The organism is Rhodococcus sp. JVH1, from assembly GCF_000280725.2.
GTDB lineage: Bacteria > Actinomycetota > Actinomycetes > Mycobacteriales > Mycobacteriaceae > Rhodococcus_F > Rhodococcus_F jostii_A.
Genome location: NZ_CP166289.1, coordinates 2,574,924 through 2,598,805, shown reverse-complemented (window position 1 = coordinate 2,598,805; position 23,882 = coordinate 2,574,924). Strand labels below are relative to the sequence as shown.

Genomic DNA, 23,882 nt, shown 5'->3' with positions numbered 1-23,882 from the left:
CCTACCACCCAGCATCGGTCAGTCGAGCAACTCGACTTCCCAATTCTCCTTCTGCACTTGCAGATCGATCTCCCGGATCTGCCGGGCGAGATCGTCTGCCGTCCGCCGCAGCTCCCGGACGGGCAACGCCGCGACGAAGACGAGTTCGGAGCGGAGTTGCCTGCCGTATCGGTCCTGCTCACGACCGGAGGCGGCATCCGCGGCGGCGGACACCACCCGGTGCCGGATTCGCAGCATGTCCCGGCGGGCCAGCGCGTCCGTGATGCTCGCGTCGCCCAGTGGTGCAGCGGTATTCGTCCGATTGATCCTTCGGACCAGGACCTCCAGGCGGTCCAGGACCTCCTCGAGTTCGACGAGCAGCGCCGCGGCATCCTCCGCCGGCGACTCGCCCTCCTGATGTCGTGCATTTGTGAGGATGCGCGACTTCAGATGCTCCACCCGACGGGTCAGATCGCCGCGTTCGGCCAGTGCCTCAGCCAACTTCACGGTTACCTCCTTTCTCGAAGTCGTTGTAGGGCAGCGTCAATGGTGAATGGAGAAGTGTCCGCCAGGGAGCGGACGGGTCGCGGCACCGTGAAGGTCGCGATCGAAGCGCGTCGAACGCGCGGGTGAATTCCCCGAACCATCGTGTCGGAGAGATATCTCGGTGGGCGCTCATGCGCCTTTCGTCGAGTCGAATTCGAGCATCTTCAATAGGTACCACATCCCCGCCCGTGTGGCGACAATCGATTCGCCCCAGGTGAGTGCCGAAGTGTGTTCCGCCGTTCGTTGGCACTCACGTGCTGGTGGGGGCGACTATCGTCGAGGGTATGCGAGCGGAAGACGGCGAATTGACCTCCAAGCACCAACCGTTGCTGGTGCTGAGCAAGATCACGGAGATCCTCGATGCCTTCAGCCTGACGCGTCCGTCGATGACGCTGGGCGAGATCCACCAGGCGACGGGTCTGCCGACGTCGACGGTCCAACGGCTGGTCAGCAACCTGGTGGCGCAGGAATTCCTCGACCGGACCGGCGACCAGATCCGGATCGGCGTGAAGATGGCGTTCTGGGCTGCGACGGCCACCAAGGGACTCGACGTGCTGGCTGTCGTCACGCCGGTGCTGAAGGAGATCCGCGACGCCACCGGCGAGACCGCCAGCTTCTTCCGGGTCGAGCAGGGCTACCGCGTGTGCGTGGCCATCGCGGAAACCGAGCACGCGCTGCGCCGCAACATGTACGTCGGGAAGATCGTCCCCCTGCCCGCGGGATCGGCGGGCCGGGTTCTGCTCGCCTGGAACCCGGACCTCACCGAACAGGTCCTCGCCGGCCCCATCGAACCGATGACGGAGGGCACCGTCACCGACACCGCGGTGCTGCGCGAACTGATCCACCAGGCCCGGGCCGACGGGTACGCCATCACCGCGGGGGAGCGGGAGGACAGCGCCTCGGGATTGGCTGCGCCCGTGTTCGATTCGTCCGCCGACGTGATCGGTGCACTGGCGATCAGCGGGCCGACACTGCGCATGCCACGCGAACAGTGCGAGAAGTGGGTGGATCTGCTCGTCGGCAGCGCCGAGCAGGTCACCCGGACGCTGGGTGGCCGCTACCCGTCATGAGTTGCGCCGCGATCGTGCGGCCGGCGTCGTGCATGGCCACGGCGTCCGTGGCGACGAGTACGCCGGCGAACCGGGACCGGTAGTCGCCGAGATCGTCGCCGACGGAGCCGACGACGGCGTACACCGGCGTGGCGCCCGCGCGGGCGAGGATCGCGGAGATGATCTTGCCCGCCTTCGTCTGTCCGTCCAGCCTGCCCTCGCCGACGACGATCGCCGACGCGTCCGCGGCCACGGTGTCGAAGCCGATCACGTCGAGGATGTAATCGGCGCCCGAGCGGAGTTCGGCGCCGTACCGTGCCCACATCCCACCGGAGAACCCGCCGGCGGCGCCGGTCGCGTCGACACTCGACGGGTCGCGGGGCAGGGCCCGCGCCTTCGCTTCGAGTTGCCGGGTGAGGAGTTGCACGGCGCCCGCGTCGGCTCCCTTCTGCGGTCCGAACACCCTGGCCGCGTCCACGTACCGGGTGGTGACGTCGGTCAGCACGGTGACGGAGGCGCCCCGGAGTCCGCCGCCCGCCTCGATGGCGGCGATGGCCCCGGTGCCGCCGTCCGTGGTGGCGGACCCGCCGGCCGCGACGACGATGCGCCGGGCACCGCGCCGGGCGGCGTCCGCGACGAGCATCCCGGTGCCGTAGGTGGTGGCGGTGACCGGGTCGCGGGGGCCGTCGTGCGGCGTGGTGATCCCGGAGGCGGCGGCGATCTCGATGACCGCGGTCCCGTCGTCGGACAGTCCGTACGTCGGCCGGCACGGACTGCCCCAGGGATTGCGGGACCGGGTGGTGATCGGGCGCAGTCCGAGGGGGACGGTGAGAACGTCGAGGGTGCCCTCACCCCCGTCGGCGACCGGCAGCCGGATCGCGGTACCGCCGGACGACTCGACCCCCGTCGCGACCGCGTCGGCGACCTCTCCGGCGGTGTAGGTGCCCTTGAAGCTGTCGGGGGCGATCAGGACGGTCATGAGTTCCAGGCTTCCGGGTTCACCGGATGTGGGGGAATCCGGTGCTGCGCCAGGGCCACAGCGTTCTCGGCGCACAGCCTCGCCATCTCGGCGCGCACCGACACCGTGGCGCTGCCGAGGTGGGGGAGCAGGACCGTGTTCGACAGTTCCGCGAGCCCCGGGGCGAGCACGGGTTCGTCCTCGTAGACGTCCAGCCCGGCCCCGGCGATCTCCCCGGATTTCAGGGCGGCGACGAGGGCGGCTTCGTCGACGACGGGACCGCGGGCGGTGTTGATCAGGATCGCGGAGGGCTTCATCGCGGCCAGTACGCCGGCGTCGACCAGGTGGCGGGTCTGTGCGTTGAGGGGCACGTGCAGCGACAGGAAGTCGCTGGTGGTGACGAGGGTGTCCCAATCGGTGTGGGTGACGAGTCCGGCGAATTCGCCGAGTTCCTCGTCCGAGACCGGCCGGTCGCCGGGCGGCCGTGGGCAGAACAGCACCTGCATCCCGAAGGCCAGTGCCCGTTTCGCGGTCGCCCGCGCGATCCGGCCGAATCCGGCGAGACCGAGCGTGCGCCCCGAAACATCCTGGCCGAGGAGCAGGTTCGGTTCCCATCCGGTGAACCGTCCGGCGCGGACGAACGTGTCGGCCTCCACGGCGCGGCGGGCGGTGGCCATGATCAGCAGCATCGCGACGTCGGCGGTGGCGTCGGTGAGCACACCGGGTGTGTTGCCGACCAGTATCGAGTTCGCGGTCGCCGCCCCGATGTCGACGTTGTTGAACCCGACCGCGTAGTTGGAGATACCGCGGATCTTCGCGGCGGCCAGGAGATCGGCGTCGAACGTGTCGCGAAGCTGGGACACCACCACGTCGTAGTCGCCGGACACGCAGACCTCCCGCAGCCGGGCGGCGTCCGGAAGCTCGTCGGGAACGTCGACGCTGCCCGCGGCGCGCAGCAGCGTGAGAGCGGGTTCGGGGATCGGGGTGGTGACGTAGAACCGGCCGCCGCTCATCGGCCGCCGCCGATGACCCACTCGAACGCGGTGGCATTGGAGCGTGCGCCCTGCGCGGCCTTGGACCGATTGGCTTCGCCGAGTTCGGCGAGAGTCTTCTCGGACAGTTCCACGAGGGATCCGAACGTGGTGGGGTTCAGCCAGTCCGGGCGCGTGGCGAACAACAGGTCCTCGCTGGCGGTGTTGCCGCTGGCACCGGGTGCGAACGGGCAGCCGCCGAGTCCGCCGAGGGCGCCGTCGACGGTCATCGCGCCGGCCGCGACCGCGGCGAGGCTGTTCGCGACCCCGAGACCCCAGGTGTCGTGACCGTGGAAGACGATTCCGCGCTGCGGGGTTTCGAGCCGGACCCGGGAGACGAGCGAGTACACCTCGGCGGGGACGGCCTGGCCGAGGGTGTCGCAGACGACGACATCGACGGCGCCGTGGGCGCGCGGGTCGTTGGCGATGTCGATGACCCGCTGCTCCGGTACCCGGCCCTCGAACGGGCAGGTGAACGACGTCGCGATGCACAGCTGGATGCTGCCGTCGACCTGCTGCGCGAGTTCGATCGCGGAGGGCATCGCGGCGAGGCTCTCCTCGGTGGAGCGTCCGATGTTCGCCTGATTGTGGGAATCGGAGGCGGAGAAGCAGTACTGGAAATGTCGTGCGCCGGCCGCGGCGGCCTTCTCCACGTGCCGGGGCGTCGCCACCCACACCCAGCAGTGGTCCAGTTCCTCCGGGGTCAGTTCCGAGATCACCTCGACGGTGTTCGCCATCGGCGGGACCAGGTCGGGGCGGGCCATCGACCCGATCTCCAGCGCGGGCACGCCGAGTTCGAGGAGCCGCCGGGCGATCTCGAGCTTCCGGGCGGTGGGCAGCATCTTGCCCGTCAACTGCAACCCGTCACGCAAGGTGACGTCGCGGAGCAGGGTGCGTGATTCGAAGGACTGCGTCATGAGAGGCCACCTACCGTGTCGTTGACGATGGAGTCGATCTGTTCCGGGGTCTTGCCGAGCACCGTTTCCAGGACCTCCCGGGTGTGCTCGCCGAGGTCCGGTCCGACGTTGCGGATGGGCAGCGACTTCCCACCGATGACCGGGACGATGCCGGGGAACCCGACCTGCTTCGGCTCGGCCTCACCGGTGTCGACGGTGAACTGCTGAATCATGTTGCGGGCCGCGTACTGCTCGTCGCTGCAGATGTCGGCGGCGGTGTTGATCGGACCCGACGGCACCCCGGCCGCGTCCAGGATCTTCAGCGCCTCGTCGCGCGAGTACTGAATCGTCCACTGGCCGATCGCCGTGTCGAGTTCGTCGCGGCGCGCCCACCGCCCGGCGTTGGTGGACAGGTCCGGGTCGGCACCGAGGTCGGGGCGGCCGATGGTGTCCATGTAGCGCTGGAAGATGGCGTCACCGTTGCCGGCGATGATGATGCTGTCACCGTCGCTGCAGATGTACGCGTTCGACGGGGCGATGCCCTCCATCCGGCCGCCGACGCGTTCGCGTTTGATGCCGTACGCGAGGTAGTCGGGGATCAGCGACTCCATCATCGACAGGATCGATTCGTTGAGCGCGACGTCGATGATCCGATGCGGCAGGGACGGGCCCGGCGTTCCGGCGACCTTCGCGGCCTCCCGCTGGAACAGGGCCATCACCGCACCGAACGCCGCGTAGAGGCCGGCGATCGAGTCGCCGATCGACACCCCCACCCGCACCGGTGGCCGGTCCGGGTCGCCGACGAGTTCGCGGAATCCGCCCGCGGCCTCCGCGACCGCGGCGAACCCCGGCCGCTGCGACATCGGTCCGGTCTGCCCGAACGCGGAGATGCGGGTGATCACCAGGTCCGGATTGGCCGCGTTCAACGCGTCCGGTCCGATGCCCCACTTCTCCAGGGTGCCGGGCCGGAAGTTCTCCAGCAGGATGTCGCACTTGGCGGCGAGGTCCAGGACGAGCTGCCTGCCTTCCTCGGTGCGCAGGTCCAGCACGATCGACTTCTTGTTGCGGTTGATCGTGCGGTACAGCATCGAGGTGTCGCCGGAGTAGAGCCGCCAGTTGCGCAGTTCGTCGCCGGTCTTCGGGCGCTCCACTTTGATGACCTCGGCCCCGAAGTCGGCGAGCATCCGGCCCGCGGTCGGGGCGGCGATGTAATTGCCCAGCTCGAGTACCCGAACCCCGTCGAGGGGCCGAATGGTGTTGTCGGAGAACATGGTGATCCTTAACTGATAGTGACGCTCAGAGAACGAGGCTCATGGGCAGGACGAGCAGTATTGCGACGACCGATGCCACCGATACTCCCACCGAACATGTCTTCAGCGTGCCTCGTGTGGTCTGACCCATCAAGGACTGCAGCAGCCAGAACGTGTTGCTCGTGACGTGCACCGCGAACAGGGAGCCGGCGCCGGCCGCGAGGGCGATGAGGACGGGGTCGAGGCCGAGGGTCGGTGCGATGGGTGCGAGGACGCCCGCGGCGGTGATGGCGGAGATGGTCACCGAGCCGACGGCGACGTGCAGGACGGCGGCGATCACCCAGACCATGAGCAGCGGAGCGGCGTGATTGGCGGTGAAGTACTTGCCGAGGATGTCGCCGAGGCCGACGGCTGCGATCGTCGCGGCGAGGGACCCGCCGACGCCGGTGAGGATGAGGATCTGGCCGCTCTCGCTGAAACCGCTGGCGATCGCCTTCTGGATGCGGTGCTGGCCGACGGTGAGGCGTCCGACGAAGCTGGTGCCGATCAGTCCGATCAGCAACGCGATGAGCGGCTCGGACACGAACGCGACGACCGGATTGCTGATCTCGGCGATGTCCAGGATCGCGCCGGTCGCGATGAGCAGGAGGGAAACGAGCAGCGGAGCGAGGAGCAGGATGAGGGGGCGGTCGTGCGCCGCGCGCCGGGCCGTGACCTCGGTGACGGTCGCGGCGCGTTGCGCCTGGGCGACGCCGCCGCCGGCGTCGGGCCGCGGGGTGGTCCCGCCGCTGCCGCCGTCGGTCCACTGGTCTTCTTCGTCGTCGACGACCGTCTGATGGAAGTGCTCTTCGTCCTTCTCCGGGTTCCACCAACCGCGGGTGAACAGGAACGACATGATCGCGACCGAGATCGCCACGGTCGGGATCACCAGAATGAGTCCGAAGATCAGCATCTTGCCGAGCGGCACACCGAGAAGTCCGGCGAGGGCGAGGGCGCCGACACCGGGAACCATGAGCACGATGCCGCACTCCAGGCCGATGGCGAGGGCGGTGGCCATGCGTGCGGTCCCGACCCGGCCGACCTTCGGGGCGAGGTTGCGGGCGAGCGGGGCGGAGATGACGAGCAGGACGTCGAGGAAGATGGACTGCAGCAACGTCGCGATCGTCAGCGATAGCGCATAGGGCATTCGTTTCGGCCCGAACACGCGCAGAAGTGTCCCGACCAGGCGCTGGATCGCGCCCATTTCTTTCAGCATGGCGCCCATCAGGACGCCGAAGGCGATCAGAAGTCCCACTTCGGCCATGATGTCGCCGAAGCCGGTGCTGATGACGTCCACCGTTTCGGCCGTGCCGAGTCCCGTCGTGAGTCCGAGGTAGGCGGATCCGACGACCAGTGACACCACTGGGTTGAACTTGAAACGCACGATCATCAGAACGACCGCCGCTACGGCGACCGTGGTGTTGATCAGGATTGCTACGTCTGACATGTGCGCGTCCTTATCGAGGAGGCGGGGTAGTGACTGGTGTCACAGGTACACCCATATTATGAGCACACACTCACGATATAAGCAATGGGCCGCCGGCTCCCGTGCGCCTTTCCGGTTGTTCGGGCAACCAGAAAGGCGCACGGGGCCGAAGGCCCTGCGGGTGGGATACTCGACGCATGGTCGCGCTGGATCCGTTTGCTGTGGGACGGCCACCGGCCGCCGAGCGCAGAACGTCGGAGGACTGGAGCGAGATCCAGCTCTGGTCCGACCGCGTGTACATGCCCTATGTCGTGCGTCCGCTCGGTGTCGGGCTGTCGCCCCGGTCGAGCATGTACTCCACGAAGATCGGCGACATCACCGTCACCCGGTTCTCCTACGGAATCCCCGTCTCGGTCGGCGACTTCTCGTCCGACGCCGGAAACGCGCTCGTCCTCACGACCATTCGGGGCAACGCCCGGCACCACCTCGACCACGACGCCACCGCGGACACACCGGCGGGCGACACGTTCGTCGCCGACTGCAGTCGCGTCGACTACCTCGTCGAGTTCTCGCCCGACCACGTCCAGCTCAATCTCACCGTTCCCCACACGCTGCTCGCGGACACGGCCGTGCGGTGGTGGGGATTCGACCCCGGAGGTCTTCTCTGGCAACGCAAATGCGTCATCGGGGGCGGTGGATCCGGCTGGCAGGCTCTGCTCGGGTACGCCATGCGGACGACGGGAGAGCTACCCGGACACGCCACCGAGGGGCGCATCGGTCTCAACCTGCAGGAGTTGCTGGTCGGTCACCTGCTCACCGAATGGGCGGCTCGCGCCGGAGTGGACCCGGACAGGTCCACCGGCCCGGCGGCGCCCGGCTATGTGCGGCACGCCGTCCAGTACATCCGGGAGTACGCCCGCGAACTGCCGACCGCCTCCGACATCGCCGACGCGGTGGGGGTCAGCGTCCGGACCCTGTCCGGGGCGTTCCGGAAATACCTCGACACCACGCCGGCCGAATACGTGCGTGAGCAGCGGCTCCAGGGCATCCGCGAGGAACTGCTCACCGCATCACCGGGGGAGACCGTCGCCTCGATCGCCGGCGCGTGGGGATACGTCAACCTCGGCCTCTTCGCGGCGGCCTACCGTCGCCGGTTCGGCGAGAATCCGTCGCAGACCAGGGCCTTCGGCCCCGTGAGTGGTTGACGAGTCCAGAGACTCCTCAACCACTCACGGGTGGCGGAGCCGCCTACAGCTCCGCGCGGACCAGCTTCGCCGCGTCGACGAGGTTGCGCAGCGACGCCTCGACCTCGGCGGGACCGCGGGTCTTCAGGCCGCAGTCGGGGTTGACCCACAGCCGTTCCACCGGCACCGCCTTCAGCGCCTCCCGCAGCGACGCCGCGATCTCCTCGACACCGGGCACCCGCGGCGAGTGGATGTCGTACACGCCCGGGCCGACTCCCAGGTCGAAGCCGACGGCATTGAGGTCGTCGAGGACCTCCATGTGCGAACGCGCAGCCTCGATGGAGGTGACGTCGGCGTCGAGCCTCGCGATGGCCTCGATGACCTCACCGAACTCCGAATAGCAGAGGTGGGTGTGGATCTGCGTCGAGTCCGAGACACCCGACGTCGCGAGACGGAACGCCCCGACCGACCAGTCGAGGTACCCCGGCTGATCCGCGGCCCGCAGGGGCAGCAATTCGCGCAGCGCGGGCTCGTCCACCTGGACGATCCGGATGCCCGCCCCCTGCAGATCCACCGTTTCGTTCCGGATGGCCAGCGCCACCTGGTTGGCGGAGTCGGCCAGCGGCTGGTCATCGCGCACGAACGACCACGCCAGGATCGTCACCGGACCGGTGAGCATGCCCTTCACCGGACGCTGCGTCAGCGACTGCGCGTACGTGATCCATTCGACGGTCATCGGGTTGCTGCGGCGCACATCGCCGTACAGGATCGGCGGGCGGACGCAGCGGCTGCCGTACGACTGCACCCAGCCGTTGTCCGTCGCGAAGAACCCGTCCAACTGTTCGGCGAAGTACTGCACCATGTCGTTGCGTTCCGGTTCGCCGTGCACCAGCACGTCGAGGTCCAGCTTTTCTTGCAGCGCAACCACATCGGCGACCTCGGCGCGCATCCGCTTCAGGTACTCGGCCTCGTCGATCTCACCCTTGCGCCGCGCGGCGCGCGCGACGCGGATCTGCGTCGTCTGCGGGTAGGAGCCGATCGTCGTGGTCGGCAGCACCGGAAGCGACAGCGCCGACTGGGCTTCCCGACGTTCCGCCGCGGGACTGCGCCCCGGATCGGACGCGGTGAGCGCGTCCAGCCGAGCACGGACCGTGGCGTCGTGCAGACGCCGGTCGGTGCTGCGGGTGGACGCCGCCGCGCGGGCGAGCGCGAACTCGTCGTCCACGGACTCGCGACCGCTGGTCAGTGCGGTGCCGAGTGTGACGACCTCGCGGACCTTTTCGGTGCCGAACGCCAGCCACGACCGCAGCGCCTTGTCCATGCCGGTTTCCGCGTCGAGCGTGTACGGGACGTGCAGCAGCGAGCACGACGTCGAGACGGCAAGCGAACCGGTACTGCCCAGCAGGGTGCCGAGCGACGCCAGGGCCGCGTCCAAGTCGGTGCGCCAGATGTTGCGTCCGTCGACGACACCGGCGACGACGTGCTTGCGGGTCAGATCGGGAACCGTGGCGAGAGTGTCGGATCCGGCAACCAGATCGATCGCGATCCCCTCGACACCGGTCGACGCGATCGCGGGAAGTGCGTCACCCAGGCTGCCGAAGTACGACGCGACGAGGATCGCCGGTCGCGACTCCAGCCCGGACAACCGGTCGTAGGCCCGCTTGGCCGCCGCGATCTCCTCCGGTGTGCGGTCGGCGACCAGCGCGGGTTCGTCGATCTGCACCCAGTCGGCGCCCGCGTCGGCGAGCCGACCGAGCAGGTCCGCATACAGCGGGACCAGTTCGTCGAGGCGGTCGAGGAGGGGTGCGTCCGAGCCGACAGCCTTCGACAGCAGTAGGAACGTGACCGGACCCACCACCACCGGGCGGGCCGGAATGTCCAGGGCACGTGCCTCTTCGAGTTCGCGGAGCACCTTCGACGGGTCGAGGGCGAACGTCGTCGTCGGGGAGATCTCCGGCACCAGGTAGTGGTAGTTGGTGTCGAACCACTTGGTCATCTCGAGCGGGGCGACCGTGTCGTTGCCGCGGGCGGCGGCGAAGTAGCGGTCGAGGTCGCTCTCGATTCCGGCGACACGGTCGGGCAGGGCGCCGAGCATCGCCGCGGTGTCCAGCACATGGTCGTAGTACGAGAACGTGTTGACGGGCACGGAGTCGAGGCCGGCGTCACGCAGGCTCGTCCAGGTCCGGCGTCGCAGATCCCGGGCGAGAGCGTCGAGCCCTTCGGCGTCGAGGCGGCCTGCCCAGTACGACTCGACGGCCTTCTTCAGTTCGCGATTCGGACCGATGCGAGGTGAGCCCAGCACGGTCGCAGTGAAAGAAAATGTCACGGTATCTCCAGTTGCGTACGCGGTACGGCCACCGCCGGCACACGGGTACACCTCTCGAGCCCAGGGACGTGCTGCAGCGCGAGAAGGTCTACACGCCCAATCCACGAGGCGGTAACCGTCGGGCACGGCGTGCCCGACACAGTCGGCAGGTCTTCGGACTCGCAGGCAGCCGGTGCGAAATCACACCGGACCTAGTGGCCGTCGCTTCCCAGGCGGTTGCCCAGTGCATGGTGACGGCGGTCGTTCCTGCTCACCGCTGCGGGACAGTCCCGGATTTTCACCGGGTTCCCTCTCACACGTGAACTCCGGGGAGTCCGACGTGCTTCGACGCCAGGTGCGGTCTTCGGGGCTCCTCACGACCGCGCCGGGCGAACCAGCTGCACCGGCCAGCATAGGCCTTCGGCCCGTGCGCGGTTAAGGGGTCCCTGGACTCGTCAAGCACTCACGGGCGCGAAGCGCCTACACGCCGAGGACAGGAACAGTGCGGCCGCGATGGAGGCGACCGGCGCACCGTCCCGCGCCGCGCGCAGCACGTCGGTCTCCCGGTCGGTGAGCGGCGATTCCCCACTGACGAGTCGTCGGAGGTGAGCGCGATGAACGCGTCTTCGAGCCCTCGGGAGACGATTTCGAGGTCGCAGGCAGGTGTCTGCGTGAGGAGGTGGCGGGCGACGGCGTCGGTGTCCGTCGAGTGGACGAGGACGCTGTCACCGCGAACCTCGATGCTGTCGGCGCCGGGAATCGCGAACAATTGTTCCCTGTCGGCGCCCGGGAAGTGGGCGCGCACCGTCCGTCCCGCGGCCAGCGCCTTCACCTCGGCGGCGGTGCCGTCGGCGACCACTTTTCCCTTGCGCACCAGGACGATCCGATCGGCGTAGGCGTCGGCCTCCTCGAGGTAGTGCGTCGCGAAGACGACAGTCCGGCCGCTGTCCGCGTCGGCGCGGATCGCCGACCAGAAGTCCCGCCTGCCCTCGACGTCCATGCCCGTGGTCGGCTCGTCGAGGATCAACAGCTCGGGATCGGACAGCAGTGCCATCGCGAACCGCAGTCGCTGTTGCTGAACTCCGGAACATTTGCCCACCAACCGGTTTGCGAGATCGGCGATACCGGCCCGGGTGAGGACCTCGTCGACCGGCCGCGTGTCGGCGAACAGGCTCGCGGTGAGCCGGACGGTCTCCTCGACCGTCAGCTCCTTCAGCAGCCCGCCCGTCTGCATGACCGCCGAGACCAGGCCCTGTGCGATCGCGGTGCGCGGATCGGTGCCGAACACGGACACCTCGCCGGCCGTGGGGCGGGACAGTCCGAGGACCATGTCGACGGTGGTGGTCTTGCCGGCGCCGTTGGGGCCGAGGAACGCGACGATCTCGCCGGGCCGGATCTCGAGGTCCAGGCCCCGGACGGCGTGAACGTCACCGAAGTACTTGTGGACGCCTCGCAGGCTGACTGCCGGAGCCGGCGACGCGGAGGCCTTCGTGGAGGTGCGGAGCTCTGTCGATGTCATGCATTCAGCGTGCGAGCCGGACGGCCGCCGACCCCCACACGTCCGTCACGACCTCACCGTGACAAATGTCAGGGGCCCGGGGTGGGTGTGGCGCCGATCGGGGGCAGCCGTTACTGTGGGCGCCATGCAGCGCGCATATTTCTGGTTTAGCAGGCCGGCCCCGGGTGGGCCGGTCAGCGTAACCACGCGCTGACTTCTTCCACCCCAGAGCCGGATTACAGACCGGCTCGCGGGAATCTCCACAGTCTTCGAGGGCCGGCCTGAGAACAGGAACCCGAACCCATGACTGTCACTCTCGACACCACTACCAGCAGTGATCGGCTGGACGACCAGCGCACCGCCAGCATCAGCCCGCTGGTGGCCCCGTCGGTCGTGCGCCGCGAATACGCCCCCGACGACGTCGCGTCCGCGACCGTCCGCTCCGGCCGCGCCGACACGGTGAACGTGCTGAACGGCGACGATGATCGACTGCTCGTCGTGGTGGGCCCGTGCTCGGTGCACGACCCGGACGCCGCCATGGACTACGCCCGCCGGCTCGCCGCGAAGGCCGAGGAATTGCGCGACGACCTGCACATCGTGATGCGGGTCTACTTCGAGAAGCCGCGCACCACGCTCGGCTGGAAGGGTCTGCTGAACGACCCGCACCTGGACGGCACGTTCGACATCGACACCGGGATCCGCATGGGCCGCAAGCTGCTGCTCGACGTGTCCTCGCTCGGCCTGCCGGTCGGCTGTGAGTTCCTCGACCCGATCATGCCGCAGTACATCGCGGACCTCGTCACGTACGGCGCGATCGGTGCCCGCACCGCCGCCAGCCAGGTGCACCGGCAGCTGTGCAGCGCGCTGTCGATGCCGGTCGGGATCAAGAACTCGACGGAGGGCGACGTGCAGGTGGCGGTCGACGGCACCCGCGCCGCCGCGGCGAGCCACGTGTTCCCCGGCACCGACCTCGACGGGCAGGCCGCGCTGATCCGCACGGTCGGCAACCCCGACTGCCACGTCATCCTCCGCGGCGGCAGCGACGGACCGAACTACGACGTGGAGACGGTGGCGGACACGCTCGCCCGGCTGCGCAAGGGCGGTCTGCCGGAGCGGGTCGTCATCGACGCCAGCCACGGCAACAGCAGCAAGAACCACGAGAAGCAGGTCGACGTGCTGAACGACATCGCGGCCCGGCTCGAGGAGGGCGAGAAGGGGATCGTCGGTGTGATGGTGGAGAGCTTCATCGAAGCCGGTCGTCAGGACCTCACCCTCGGGAAGGCCGAGGACCTCACGTACGGGCAGTCCATCACCGACGCGTGCATCGACTGGAACGCGACGGCAGCGCAGCTGGACCGTCTCGCCCAGGCAGTCGCCGCGCGCCGGAAGTGATCACCGCACGCCTCTCGTGCGGAACTGCACGCTGATCCGCGGTCCGAGCGGGCGGGTGCTCTTCGGTACACAATGCTCCCAGGTGCGCTGGCAGGAACCACCCATCACCAGCAGGTCACCGTGGCCGAGCGAGTACCGGATCGAGTGCCCGCCGCCGCGCGGACGCAGCAGCAGCGGACGCGCGGCGCCGAGCGAGAGGATCGCGACCAGGGTGTCTTCGGTGCGGCTCCGGCCGGTGTCGTCACCGTGCCAGGCGACGCTGTCGGAACCGTCGCGGTAGAAGCACAGCCCGGAAGTGGCGAACTTCTCGCCCAGTTCGGGCAGGTAATGCCTGCTCAGGGTGTCCCGTGCCGTCTCCAGCAGCGGGTCGGGGAGCGGCTCACCCTCCGGGTAGAACCGCACGAGGCGTGGAACATCGACCACCCGGTCGTACATCTGGCGCCGCTCCGCCTTCCACGGCACCGTCTCGGCGAGCGTCGCGAACAACTCGTCGGAACCGGTCAGCCACCCCGGTCGCACGTCGACCCACGCTCCCGCGGTCAGCGTGCGACGCTGCACCGCCGACCCGAGCTCACCCAGTTCGACACCGAACGACGCGTCGTCGAACAGTGAAGCCTGGCGCGCATACCGCGCATCCGCGGAAGTCATGCCGCCATGCTACCGGATATTCGAACGTATGTTCACATCATTTGTGAGGCAGCGGTCGCCGATCGGACGCACCCCTTCTTGGTTCGCGCATTGTTTTCGGGCCCTGGAAGTAGTGCGGCTGCGGAGAAGTGGTGCGTCTGTCCGGAAACCCGGGGAACGGCGGCGGTTACCGCGGCACCGCCGGCTCGCGGTCGTCGCCGGTGTCGACGGTCGCCTTCTGCCTGCTCGGCCACCAGAAGGCGCGACGTTCGAGTGCAGACAGGCTCGGTACCAGCATCGGGGCCATTGCGAAGGCGGCGATGGCGACACCGATCGCGACGCCGAAGCCGAGTTCGGCGAGGTTGGCCAGTCCGGTGAGGGTCAGCGAAGCGAACGTCAGCGCCAGGATCAGACCGGCGGCGGCCACGGTGGGAGCGTCGTTGGAGACGGCGATCCGCGCCGCCTCGCGCGGGGTGTACCCGTTGCGGAATTCCTCGCGCAGTCGCGAGGCCAGCAGGATGTTGTAGTCGGTTCCGATCGCGACGACGAACAGGTAGAGCACGATCGGAATCGAGAAGTCGATCCCGACGTAGCCGAGGCCGTGCAAGAACAGGAGCACCACGGCGCCGAGTGTCGCGACGAATGTGAGTGCCACGCACACCAGCAGGTTGAGCGGGGCCAGGACGGCGAGCAGCAGCAGGGCGAGAATCAGCGCGATCGCGACTGCGGCGACGGGGAACACGAGGCGCGTATCGGCCGCGAGTTGTGCGCGGACGTCGACGAACGTGGACGTCTGCCCGCCCACAACGACTTCCGAACCGGGGACCGCGCCGTGGGCGGCGTCGCGGATCGGGCCCTCGACGAGGTCGAGGGACGCGTTCGAATAGGGATCGTCGGCGAGCACGACGTTGACGAGCGCGGCGCGACCGTCCTGACTGGGCCGCGGCGGGGCGACCGAGGACACTCCCGGCACCTGTGTCAGAGCGGTGACGAGCGGGGTCAGCGACGCGGGATCGAGCGGCCCGGGAGCGAGGACGTACACCTGCGTCGGGCTCAGCGCGCCCGCGGGGAAGGATCGGTCGAGGGTGTCGAACGCCTGCTGTGACGGCGTGTCGGAGGGCAGTTCGCCCAGCGTGTTGTACGTCGACTTGTAGCCGGACGCGAAGGCGCCGAGCGCGATCAACACGACGCCGATCGCGACGGCGAACACGGCGGGACGGCGCCCGATCGCGGCGCCGATCGAGGCGAACGGTGTGTAGGGGCTGTCGTGCCCCGGTCCGAGCGGCCAGAACAGGTGGCGGCCCAGCACGGTGAACACCGCGGGGATGAGCGTCAGCGCCGTCACCAGCATGACGGCCACGGCGACGATGAGTCCCGGCGCCAGCGTGGTGAGCGAGCCGAGTTTCGCCAGCAGCAGGGCGGCGAACGCGACGATGACCGTGAGTGCCGACGACGCGACGACGCGCCCGACGACGTCGGTGGAGAACACGAGGGCTTCTCGATGCGTGTCGGTGGTGGACCCAGCCGCGGCCTGCTGCCGGAGACGTTCGCGATAGCGGAACAACAGGAAGACGATGTAGTCGGTGCCGACACCGAAGAGCACGACCACGAGGATGGATTGCAGCGACGTGCTGACCTGGAAGTCGAACAGATCGGCGAGTACGGCGGTCAGTCCGGTGACCACCGACAGCACCACGCCGATCACGAGAACCGGCAGGACGGCGATGACGGGGCTGCGGAAGATCAGGCCGAGCAGGGCGAGGATCACGATCACCGTGGCGATCGTGATGACCTTGTCGGCGTTGTCGTATGCGGCGGTGGTGTCGACCTGAATGGCCGCGTTCCCGGTCAGCCCGCTCACCAGTCCGGTGCCGTTCAGCTGCTGCTCGGCGTCGCCCCGGATGACCGGCACGGCGTCGTTGACCCGGTCGTCGCCGGGTTGTCCGTCGAACACCACCTGCAGTGCGGCGGCCTTCCCGTCGGCGGACAGCGACGCGGGGGACCCCTGCACGCTCACCACTCCCGGGATCGCCGAATTCTGCAGCGAGGCCGCGAGATTCAGTGCCGTCTGCTGGTCGGCGGGTGACAGCGGGGCGGCATCGGCGCGGACCACCACCAGGCTGCCGGTGGCACCGGACAGGCTGGGGAAGTATTCGTTGCCGACGGCCTGCGCCTCGGACGACTCGAAAGTGCTGGGCAGGAACGTCTGCTGGTTACCGGTGGTGTAGTCGTCGAGACTCGGCGCGAACAGGATGACGGCTATTGCGGCGACTACCCAGGCCGCGATGACCTGCCACGGGTGTGCGACGACGGTGCGCGCGATGTAGGCAAACATCATTCCCCGTTCCGGGAGATGAAGGTTCGGCCGGCGCCCGGCCGGGCGGTCGAACCGTGCCAAGCCATCGTCGCATGCAGGGCGGCGCGAAGGCTACGGGTTTCACGGCATCGACAGACCGCGGCCCCGCTCCGACATCAGGGAGCGGGGCCGCGGTACGTCATGGTGCTCGTTACCGCAAGGGGGTGAAATCCCGGCTGCCGAGGTAGTCGGGGCGCGGGGCGGGCGCCGAGAACGGATCCGTCAGGGTGTTCTCGACACTGTTGAACACAATGAAGAGGTTGGACCGCGCGAACGGCGTGATATTGCCGTTCGACCCGTGCATGCAGTTGGAATCGAACACGGTGGCGGAGCCTGCCGGTCCGGTCATCGTGTCGATGCCGTACTCGTTCGCCATCCGGGTGAGCGTCAGCTGATCGGGCGACCCGGTGGGGGGAACGTAACTGACCAGTGATTCCTTGTAGTAGTCCTCGGGGGTCTCGCCGGCGCAGGAGACGAAGGCACGGTGCGATCCGGGCATGATCATCAGGCCGCCGTTGTGCCCGTAGTTCTCGGTGAGCGCGATCGAGATACTCGCGGCGCGGGGAGTGGGCATGCCGTCCTCGGCGTGCCAGGTCTCGAAGTCGGAGTGCCAGTAGAACGGTCCACCGGTGAAACCGGGCTTGAAATTGAGGCGCGACTGGTGGACGTAGACGTCCGAACCGAGGATCTGCCGGGCGATGCCCACCACCTCTGGGCGTCGGATGATCTCGTCGACGACGTCGCTGAGCCGGTGGACGTCGAACACGGAACGGACGGCGCCGTCGCCGTTCTCCCGCACGACCCGGCCGTCGCCGCGGAGGGAGTCGGTCTCGGCGAGGCGGGTCATCTCGTCGACCAGGTTGAACACGTCGCGTGGCGGGATGATCGCGTCGGCGGAGTGATACCCGCGAGCGTCGTAGTCGGCAATCTGATTCACGGTGAGCGGACCGGACCGGGTATCACCCCGTTTCCCGTCCGACCAGGTGACCGGATCCTGACGGACGGTCATCGTGCACTCGTTGCGGTCCCTCGTGGGGTAGGTGTCGGCTACGGCCGTACGCATAACTCGTGTTTCACCCTTTCGGATTGGACAACGCTCTACTCTTCCGACGTTCCCACTGGTCGTCGACGAATGCAACCCGGACGCAGGTCCACCGAGGCCGGACTGGACCGCGACGGCGCGTCGCCGCGGTGGGATCGTCACGGACATGATCGATTCGGCGGCGGTACTCGGAGTGGCGGCGATCGCCCTCGGTATGGTTCTCACACCTGGACCCAACATGGTGTATCTGCTCTCGCGCAGCATCACTCAGGGCAGGGCGGCGGGACTGCTCTCGCTGGCCGGAGTCGCTCTCGGATTCCTGTGCTATCTGGCTGCTGCGACACTGGGCATTTCGGCGGTGTTCTCCGCCGTCCCGCAGGCGTACACCGCGCTGAAGCTGGCGGGCGCGTGCTATCTAGGCTGGCTGGCCTGGAAGGCGTTGCGGCCCGGCGGGCACACGCCGTTCGCTCCGTCCCGGGCGCTGCCCCGGGATTCGTCCGCCCGGCTGTTCCTGATGGGACTCACGACCAACCTGCTCAATCCGAAGATCGCGGTGATGTATCTGGCGCTGATCCCGCAGTTCGTCCACCCCGGCGCCGGGCCCGTGTGGTTGCAGAGCCTGCTGCTGGGCAGTGTCCAGATCGTGGTGGCGCTCACCGTGAACGCGCTGATCGTCTGCGTCGCAGGAGCTGTCGCGGCGTTCCTGTCCGGACGCCCGACGTGGCTGCGCGCGCAGAAGTTCGTGATGGGAAGCGTCCTCGGCGGCCTCGCCGTTCACCTCGCCCTCGACCGGACGCGGCCCGCGACGGTCTGAATCGGCAGTGGCCTGAATCATGCACACCTGAGCATGTTTCGCGGGTACCGTCGGGAGCGACGACGACGAAGGGGTGAGAGATGGCCGGGACCATGCGGGCGCAGCGATTCCATGCTGACACGAAAACCATTGCTGTGGAGGATGTTCCGATTCCGGAACCCGGGCCCGGTGAAGTGCTCGTCAAAGTGGAGTTCTGCGGCATCTGCCATTCCGACCTGAGTCTGATCGACGGCACGTTCCCCGCGCTGCTGCCCGAGGTGACCCAGGGGCACGAGGCGTCGGGCACCATTGCGAAGCTCGGTGCCGGAGTAACCGGCTGGTCCGAAGGAGACCGCGTCGTGCCGTCCGCGGGCAGGCCCTGCTTCGGGTGCCGCAACTGCCGCCGCGGGGACCTCACGAACTGCCTGAACATCCAGCTCATGGCGTTCGCCTACGACGGCGCGTGGGCCGAGTACACGGTGGCGCAGGCCGGGGGACTGACCCGTATTCCGGACAACGTTCCGTTCGAGCAGGCGGCCATCCTCGCCGACGCGGTGTCGACGCCGTTCGGCGCGGTCGTGCGCACCGGCAAGGTGGTGGTCGGGGAGACCGTGGGGGTGTGGGGTGTGGGCGGAGTCGGCACCCACATCGTGCAGCTGGCACGCCTCGTCGGCGCCGTCCCGGTGATCGCGTTCGACATCAATCCCGCTGTGCGGGAACGCGCCCTGGAACTCGGGGCCGATTACGCGTTCGACTCCCGGGACGAGAACCTGAAGGAGAAGGTCGCCGAGGCTACGGGCGGCCGGATGCTGGACGTCGCGTTCGACGCGGCCGGGCTGAAGGTGACGTTCGAGCAGGCACTCGACTGCCTGACGGTCGGTGGCCGACTCGTCGCGGTCGGGCTGAGCGCGCAGGAGGCGTCGGTGGGCACCACCGCGCAGTTCGGGCTGTCGCAGAAGCAGGTACTCGGCCACCTGGGCTACAAGAACGTGGACATCGAAACCCTCGCCGAACTGGTGTCCCGTGGCCGCCTCGACCTGTCGCGGTCGATCAGCGAGATCGTCCCGCTCGAGGACGTCGCGAAGGGCATCGAGAAACTCGCGAACCACGAGGGCGATCCCATCCGGATCCTCGTCGAACCCTGATACCGGCAGATCCCGGGATTCGGCTCGTCGGGACCTGTCGGTGCACCGCTGTACCGTCGGGCCATGGGATATGAATTTCAAGTCACAGTGGACTCGGAGAACCCGCATACCCTGGCCAAATGGTGGGCGCAGACGCTCGGCTGGGAGGTGGAGCCGAGCAACGAGGAGTTCATCCGCGGGCTCGTCGAGGCTGGCCACGCGCAGGAGTCCGACACCATGGAGTTCGAGGGTGTCCTGGTCTGGCGGGAGGGTCAGGCGATCCGCGATCCGGAGCACCCGGAGCGCCCGCGTGTGCTGTTCCAGCTGGTTCCCGAACGGAAGACGGTGAAGAACCGGCTCCACCTGGACATCCGGGTCGGGGACGCCCGGTACGAGGTGGCCGAGAAGCTGGAGCAGTCCGGCGCCACCGTGCTCCACCGCGGCCGCCAGGGACCGAGCGAGTGGGTCACCATGGCAGACCCCGAGGGCAACGAGTTCTGCGTCAGCTGACGCGCTGTCACGCTCCGCGGTAGGAACTCGGGGTGCTGCCGGTCCAGCGTTTGAAGGCGCGACGGAACGCGCTGGGCTCGGAGAAGCCGAGCCGCGCCGACAGGTCCTCCACGGTCTCGCCGCGCCGGAGCCCGGCGACGGCGGCGTCCCGGAGCACTTCCTCCCGCAGCTGGTTCAGCGACGTCCCCTCCTGCCGGAGCAGGCGGCGCAGGTGTGGGACGCTGATCGACAGCATCTCCGCGATGTCCTCGGCCGTCGACGTCCGGCCTTTCATACCGAGTTCGAGGACCCGGCGCACCTGCGCCGACGCCGTGCTGTCGTAGTCACGCTCCGACATCAGCAACGTCGGTGACTCCCGGAGATAGTCCGCGAGCGTGTCCTCGGTCTGGATGATGGGCGCCCGCATGACCGCGTTGTCGAATTCGATTGCGGGAATGTCGGAATCGAATGTCACCGGGACGCCGAAGATGTGATCGTAGTTCTCGGCGAGCTGCGGCAGCGGCGCCGGATACGGCAGTTCCACCGCCAGCAACCGGACCCTCTTGCCCACGAGCCACGCCGCGAAACGGTGAAGCAGGATCAGTAGGAAATCGGTGGTCACCCGCGTCGCCTCGAGCGACGACTGCACGTCCTCGATGGACCGTTCGGCCGCGGCCGGGCGGATGTCGATGGTCATCCGGGTTCCACCGTTGACACCGGGACCGATGTGCAGGGCCGGAAGTGACGGCAGGGCGCGCAGGATGTCGGCCATCCGCTCGAGGGCCGCGGACAGGTCCGCGGTGTGGATCAGGGCGAGGCAGACGAGCCGAAACGTGCCGCGGGGGACCGGGGCCGGCCCGAGGCCGAACAATTCGTCGCCCGTGATCTGCCAGACCGCCTGGGTGAACGCCGTGACCTGGGTCGGCGTCAACCGGGCCAGCGGATCCTCGAGCGACGCCGCCGTGATCCCCGCCGCCGACAGCGCGGGGGAGAGGTCGACCCCACTGCGCGCCGACAGTTCGAGCGACCGCCGCACGAAGTCGGCGGGGATGGTGCGGGCAGTCACGATCCGGGCTCCCCGAGGGTCCGGAGCCGCCGCGCAGCCTCCTCGAGCACGTGATCCTGCTTGCAGAACGCGAACCGCACCAGCGGGTTCCACGGCACCGGATGGTCGGTGAACACACTGACCGGCACCGCGGCCACGCCGATGCGCTCCGGAAGCCTGCGGCAGAAGTCGATGCCGTCGCGTTCACCGATCGCGGTGATGTCGGCGCACAGGTAGTACGTGCCGCCACCCGAATGGACCTCCAGACCGGACGCGACGAGCGCGTCGTACAGCACGTCCCTCTTGGCCTGGAGACTGTCCCGCAATTCCTTCACCCACTGCTGCTCGTGGCTCAGCGCATGCGCCACCGCGGGCTGGAACGGTCCGCCGCCGACGAAGGACATGTACTGCTTCGCGGTACGGACGGCGTCGATCAGTTCCGCCGGACCGCACGCCCAGCCGATCTTCCAGCCGGTGACATTGAACGTCTTGGCGGCGCTCGACACCGAGACGGTCCGTTCGAACATTCCCGGCAGAGTGGCCAGGGCGGTGTGCTTCCGGCCGTCGAAGACCAGGTGCTCGTACACCTCGTCGCTGAGAACCAGCAGGTCGTGCTCGCAGGCCAGCTCCGCGACGGCGGCGATCTCCTCCGGGGTGAACACGGTGCCGGTCGGATTGTGTGGGGTGTTGATCACCAGCATCCGGGTCTTCGGGGTGATCGCCGCCCGCAGAGCGTCGAGGTCGACGACGAACTTCGTGCCGGAGCGGGCGAGCGGCACGCTGCGTCGCACCGCCCCCGCCAGCGCGACAGACGCCGCGTAGGAGTCGTAGTACGGCTCGATCAGCACCACTTCCTCACCCGGTTCGACCAGCCCCAAAATGGCGGCGCTGATGGCCTCGGTTGCGCCGACGGTGACCAGCACCTCCGAGTCTGGGTCGTGGTCGAGCCCGTACCTGGCGAGCCGGTCGGCCGCGACCGCCTGGCGGAGCACGGGCATGCCGGGGCCGGGCGGGTACTGGTTGAGCCCGTCCGCGATGGCTCGGCGCGCGGTGTCGAGCATGGACGCGGGACCGTCGGTGTCGGGGAAACCCTGACCGAGGTTGATGGCGTCGTGGCGCACGGCGAGCGCGGTCATCTCGGCAAAGATGGTGGACGCGAACGGCTGCAAGCGCTGGACGGTGCGGTTGCGCGGCGTTGCGGGCATTACTGCAGCGTAGTCGGTGTGACGGCGAGGGTTGCACACGGCCGCGTCACGTTCTGCAGGGCTGTCTCGTCTTCTCTGTAGACGGCGCGCGAAGGGCGCCCGGTGACGATGGAGGACGCAATGCCCCGCATTCCCGCAGTGGCCCCGGCGGACGCGAGCCCGCTGGTGAAGGTCGCCTACAAATATGCTGCCCACAAGTTCGACGAGGTGCCCGAGCCGTTCACCGTGCTCGCCCATCACCGCAAGCTGTTCGTCGCGTCGGCCCGGCACGAGCTGGCGGTGCAGAAGGCGTCGACCGTGCTTCCCGCGAACGTGCGGGAGATCGCCGTCTACCGCGTGGCGTGGACGATCGGCTGTTCGTGGTGCGTGGACTTCGGCACGATGCTGCAACGCCTCGACGGCCTGGACGTGGAGCGGCTCCAGCACATCGCCGACTACGCCGTCTCGCCCGCGTACAGCGATGACGAGCGCGCGGCCATCGCATACGCCGACGCGATGACGGCGACGCCCACCACGGTCACCGACGAACAGGTGGCGGACCTCGAGCGCCGGTTCGGCCGGGCCGGTGTCGTCGAACTGTCCTATCAGATCGGCATCGAGAACATGCGTGCCCGGATGTACTCGGCGCTGGGCATCACGGAGCAGGGTTTCGGCACCGATTCGTGCCGGGTGCCGTGGGCCGACGACACCGCGGTCACGAAGGAAGGTCCGGGAGCCTGATCCCGCCGAACTTCTCTGGATTGGCGATGTCGTACGCCGCGTAGACGAGTCCGTCCCGGACGGTGAACCCACCCACTCGCGGCGGCGAGCTGCGGTGGGCATCGTCGCCGGTGAGTGTGGCACTGAAGAAGCCCAGCTGGCCGTTGACCAGGACCGGCTGCATGACGGTGAACACCGCCGGCCCGTACCGCTTGATGAGGCCGAGGAAGAAGCGGGCGAACTTGTCCGCGCCGTGGATGACGTTGACGGCGGTGCTCGTGGTGCCGTTGGCGTCGCCGATGACGAGGGCGTCCGGGTGCAGCGCCGCGATCACCGCGTCGAGGTCACCGGCGGCGAGTGCCTCGAGCAGTCGCTGCACGGCGACGGCATGCTCGTCGTCGGGAACGGCGGGTGTGGTTGCGGCAGCGGCCTTGCGGGCCCGCGACGCGAGCTGACGTGCCGCGGGCGTCTCGATGCCGAGAATCCCGGCTACCTCGTCGAACGGGACCCCGAAACCGTCGTGCAGCACGAAAGCGACCCGTTGCGCAGGGGTGAGCGTGTCGAGCACGATCAGCGCGGCGAGGCGGTTGTCCTCGTCCCGGACGACCGCTTCCAGCGGGTCCGGCTCGGCCGACGGTGACAGTCCGGTGACGATGGGTTCCGGAAGCCATTGGCCGACATACTGTTCCCTCCGCACCGCCGCCGACCGCAACCGGTCGAGGCAGATCCGCCCGACCACCGTCGTGAGCCACGGCCGGAGGTCGCGGATGTTCGCGGCGTCCGCGTCGTCGAGTCGTAGCCACGACTCCTGCACGGCGTCCTCCGCGTCGCTGACGCTTCCCGTCAGCCGGTACGCTACGGAGAGCAGATGCGGCCGGTGGGACTCGAATTCGTCTACCAGCGTCGCAGTGGGCATGCCGATATCCTACGTGCGGTCCAGACATAAAAT

At 68.4% G+C, this 23,882-nt stretch carries 21 protein-coding genes and 1 riboswitch; of the genes, 7 read left to right on the top strand and 14 right to left on the bottom strand.

Annotated elements, in window-relative coordinates:
- Positions 1–18: 18 nt before the first annotated feature.
- A complete protein-coding gene (locus JVH1_RS11705) occupies positions 19–486 on the bottom strand; it encodes a DIP1984 family protein (protein ID WP_009477970.1) in 468 nt (155 codons plus the stop codon).
- 323 nt (positions 487–809) lie between these two features.
- Between JVH1_RS11705 and JVH1_RS11700 the strand changes: the two genes are divergently transcribed.
- Positions 810–1,595, top strand: coding sequence for an IclR family transcriptional regulator (locus JVH1_RS11700; RefSeq protein ID WP_009477972.1), 786 nt, complete (start codon positions 810–812; stop codon positions 1,593–1,595).
- Here the strand turns inward: JVH1_RS11700 and JVH1_RS11695 are convergent.
- From JVH1_RS11695 to JVH1_RS11675, 5 genes are read right to left on the bottom strand one after another with little or no spacing between them, the layout of a single operon-like run.
- Positions 1,561–2,553, bottom strand: a complete 993-nt coding sequence (locus tag JVH1_RS11695) for a glycerate kinase (RefSeq protein ID WP_009477973.1) — start codon at positions 2,551–2,553, stop codon at positions 1,561–1,563. The genes JVH1_RS11700 and JVH1_RS11695 overlap by 35 nt on opposite strands.
- Entirely contained in the window at positions 2,550–3,545 is a 996-nt protein-coding gene (locus tag JVH1_RS11690) for a D-glycerate dehydrogenase (protein WP_009477974.1), read from the bottom strand. Before JVH1_RS11690 ends, JVH1_RS11695 begins: the two co-directional genes overlap by 4 nt.
- Positions 3,542–4,480: a hydroxymethylglutaryl-CoA lyase gene (locus tag JVH1_RS11685; RefSeq protein WP_009477975.1), complete on the bottom strand. Its 939-nt coding sequence runs from the start codon at positions 4,478–4,480 to the stop codon at positions 3,542–3,544. The genes JVH1_RS11690 and JVH1_RS11685 overlap by 4 nt, the downstream gene beginning before the upstream one ends.
- Entirely contained in the window at positions 4,477–5,730 is a 1,254-nt protein-coding gene (locus JVH1_RS11680; protein WP_009477976.1) for a CaiB/BaiF CoA-transferase family protein, read from the bottom strand. The genes JVH1_RS11685 and JVH1_RS11680 overlap by 4 nt, the downstream gene beginning before the upstream one ends.
- A 25-nt stretch (positions 5,731–5,755) precedes the next feature.
- On the bottom strand, positions 5,756–7,195 hold the full coding sequence (locus tag JVH1_RS11675; RefSeq protein ID WP_009477977.1) for a GntP family permease: 1,440 nt from the start codon (positions 7,193–7,195) through the stop codon (positions 5,756–5,758).
- Positions 7,196–7,371: 176 nt separating this feature from the next.
- Here JVH1_RS11675 and JVH1_RS11670 point away from each other — a divergent pair, with 176 nt between their 5' ends.
- Positions 7,372–8,379: a helix-turn-helix transcriptional regulator gene (locus tag JVH1_RS11670; RefSeq protein ID WP_009477978.1), complete on the top strand. Its 1,008-nt coding sequence runs from the start codon at positions 7,372–7,374 to the stop codon at positions 8,377–8,379.
- 43 nt (positions 8,380–8,422) lie between these two features.
- Here the strand turns inward: JVH1_RS11670 and metE are convergent, their stop codons facing one another.
- Positions 8,423–10,684, bottom strand: coding sequence for a 5-methyltetrahydropteroyltriglutamate--homocysteine S-methyltransferase (metE, locus tag JVH1_RS11665; protein WP_009477979.1), 2,262 nt, complete (start codon positions 10,682–10,684; stop codon positions 8,423–8,425).
- A 126-nt stretch (positions 10,685–10,810) separates the two neighbouring features.
- A riboswitch (cobalamin riboswitch) is annotated at positions 10,811–11,018 on the bottom strand.
- Positions 11,019–11,126: 108 nt separating this feature from the next.
- Positions 11,127–12,182 carry an ABC transporter ATP-binding protein gene (locus JVH1_RS11660; protein WP_009477980.1) on the bottom strand — a complete coding sequence of 352 codons (1,056 nt, stop codon included), beginning with the start codon at positions 12,180–12,182 and terminating at the stop codon, positions 11,127–11,129.
- 282 nt (positions 12,183–12,464) lie between these two features.
- On the opposite strand from JVH1_RS11660, the gene JVH1_RS11655 reads away from it, so the two are divergent.
- Positions 12,465–13,553, top strand: a complete 1,089-nt coding sequence (locus JVH1_RS11655; protein WP_009477981.1) for a 3-deoxy-7-phosphoheptulonate synthase — start codon at positions 12,465–12,467, stop codon at positions 13,551–13,553.
- Here JVH1_RS11655 and JVH1_RS11650 read toward each other — a convergent pair whose 3' ends face one another.
- The 3 genes from JVH1_RS11650 to thpD form a co-directional block, all read right to left on the bottom strand.
- On the bottom strand, positions 13,554–14,201 hold the full coding sequence (locus JVH1_RS11650; protein WP_009477982.1) for an alpha-ketoglutarate-dependent dioxygenase AlkB: 648 nt from the start codon (positions 14,199–14,201) through the stop codon (positions 13,554–13,556).
- Positions 14,202–14,367: 166 nt separating this feature from the next.
- Positions 14,368–16,518, bottom strand: a complete 2,151-nt coding sequence (locus JVH1_RS11645) for an MMPL family transporter (protein WP_009477983.1) — start codon at positions 16,516–16,518, stop codon at positions 14,368–14,370.
- Between the two features lie 169 nt (positions 16,519–16,687).
- The gene (gene thpD / locus JVH1_RS11640) at positions 16,688–17,599 is read right to left on the bottom strand and encodes an ectoine hydroxylase (RefSeq protein ID WP_043780963.1); all 912 of its coding nucleotides are present in this window, start codon (positions 17,597–17,599) and stop codon (positions 16,688–16,690) included.
- A gap of 145 nt (positions 17,600–17,744) precedes the next feature.
- On the opposite strand from thpD, the gene JVH1_RS11635 reads away from it, so the two are divergent.
- The 3 genes from JVH1_RS11635 to JVH1_RS11625 all read left to right on the top strand — a co-directional run bounded on the left by JVH1_RS11635 (position 17,745) and on the right by JVH1_RS11625 (position 20,005).
- Positions 17,745–18,392 (top strand): LysE family translocator, encoded by a 648-nt coding sequence (locus JVH1_RS11635; RefSeq protein WP_043780965.1) that lies wholly within the window; start codon positions 17,745–17,747, stop codon positions 18,390–18,392.
- 80 nt (positions 18,393–18,472) lie between these two features.
- Positions 18,473–19,516 carry a zinc-binding dehydrogenase gene (locus JVH1_RS11630; protein WP_009477986.1) on the top strand — a complete coding sequence of 348 codons (1,044 nt, stop codon included), beginning with the start codon at positions 18,473–18,475 and terminating at the stop codon, positions 19,514–19,516.
- A 63-nt stretch (positions 19,517–19,579) separates the two neighbouring features.
- Positions 19,580–20,005, top strand: coding sequence for a VOC family protein (locus tag JVH1_RS11625; protein WP_011597222.1), 426 nt, complete (start codon positions 19,580–19,582; stop codon positions 20,003–20,005).
- Positions 20,006–20,012: 7 nt separating this feature from the next.
- Here JVH1_RS11625 and JVH1_RS11620 read toward each other — a convergent pair whose 3' ends face one another.
- Complete coding sequence (locus JVH1_RS11620; RefSeq protein WP_009477988.1) at positions 20,013–21,050, bottom strand: AraC family transcriptional regulator; 1,038 nt, start codon at positions 21,048–21,050, stop codon at positions 20,013–20,015.
- Positions 21,047–22,234 carry a pyridoxal phosphate-dependent aminotransferase gene (locus JVH1_RS11615; protein ID WP_009477989.1) on the bottom strand — a complete coding sequence of 396 codons (1,188 nt, stop codon included), beginning with the start codon at positions 22,232–22,234 and terminating at the stop codon, positions 21,047–21,049. Before JVH1_RS11615 ends, JVH1_RS11620 begins: the two co-directional genes overlap by 4 nt.
- A 120-nt stretch (positions 22,235–22,354) precedes the next feature.
- Between JVH1_RS11615 and JVH1_RS11610 the strand changes: the two genes are divergently transcribed.
- Positions 22,355–22,954 carry a carboxymuconolactone decarboxylase family protein gene (locus JVH1_RS11610; RefSeq protein ID WP_009477990.1) on the top strand — a complete coding sequence of 200 codons (600 nt, stop codon included), beginning with the start codon at positions 22,355–22,357 and terminating at the stop codon, positions 22,952–22,954.
- Here JVH1_RS11610 and JVH1_RS11605 read toward each other — a convergent pair.
- Entirely contained in the window at positions 22,929–23,849 is a 921-nt protein-coding gene (locus tag JVH1_RS11605) for a sigma-70 family RNA polymerase sigma factor (RefSeq protein ID WP_009477991.1), read from the bottom strand. The two genes, JVH1_RS11610 and JVH1_RS11605, sit on opposite strands and share 26 nt — an antisense overlap.
- Positions 23,850–23,882: the final 33 nt, after the last annotated feature.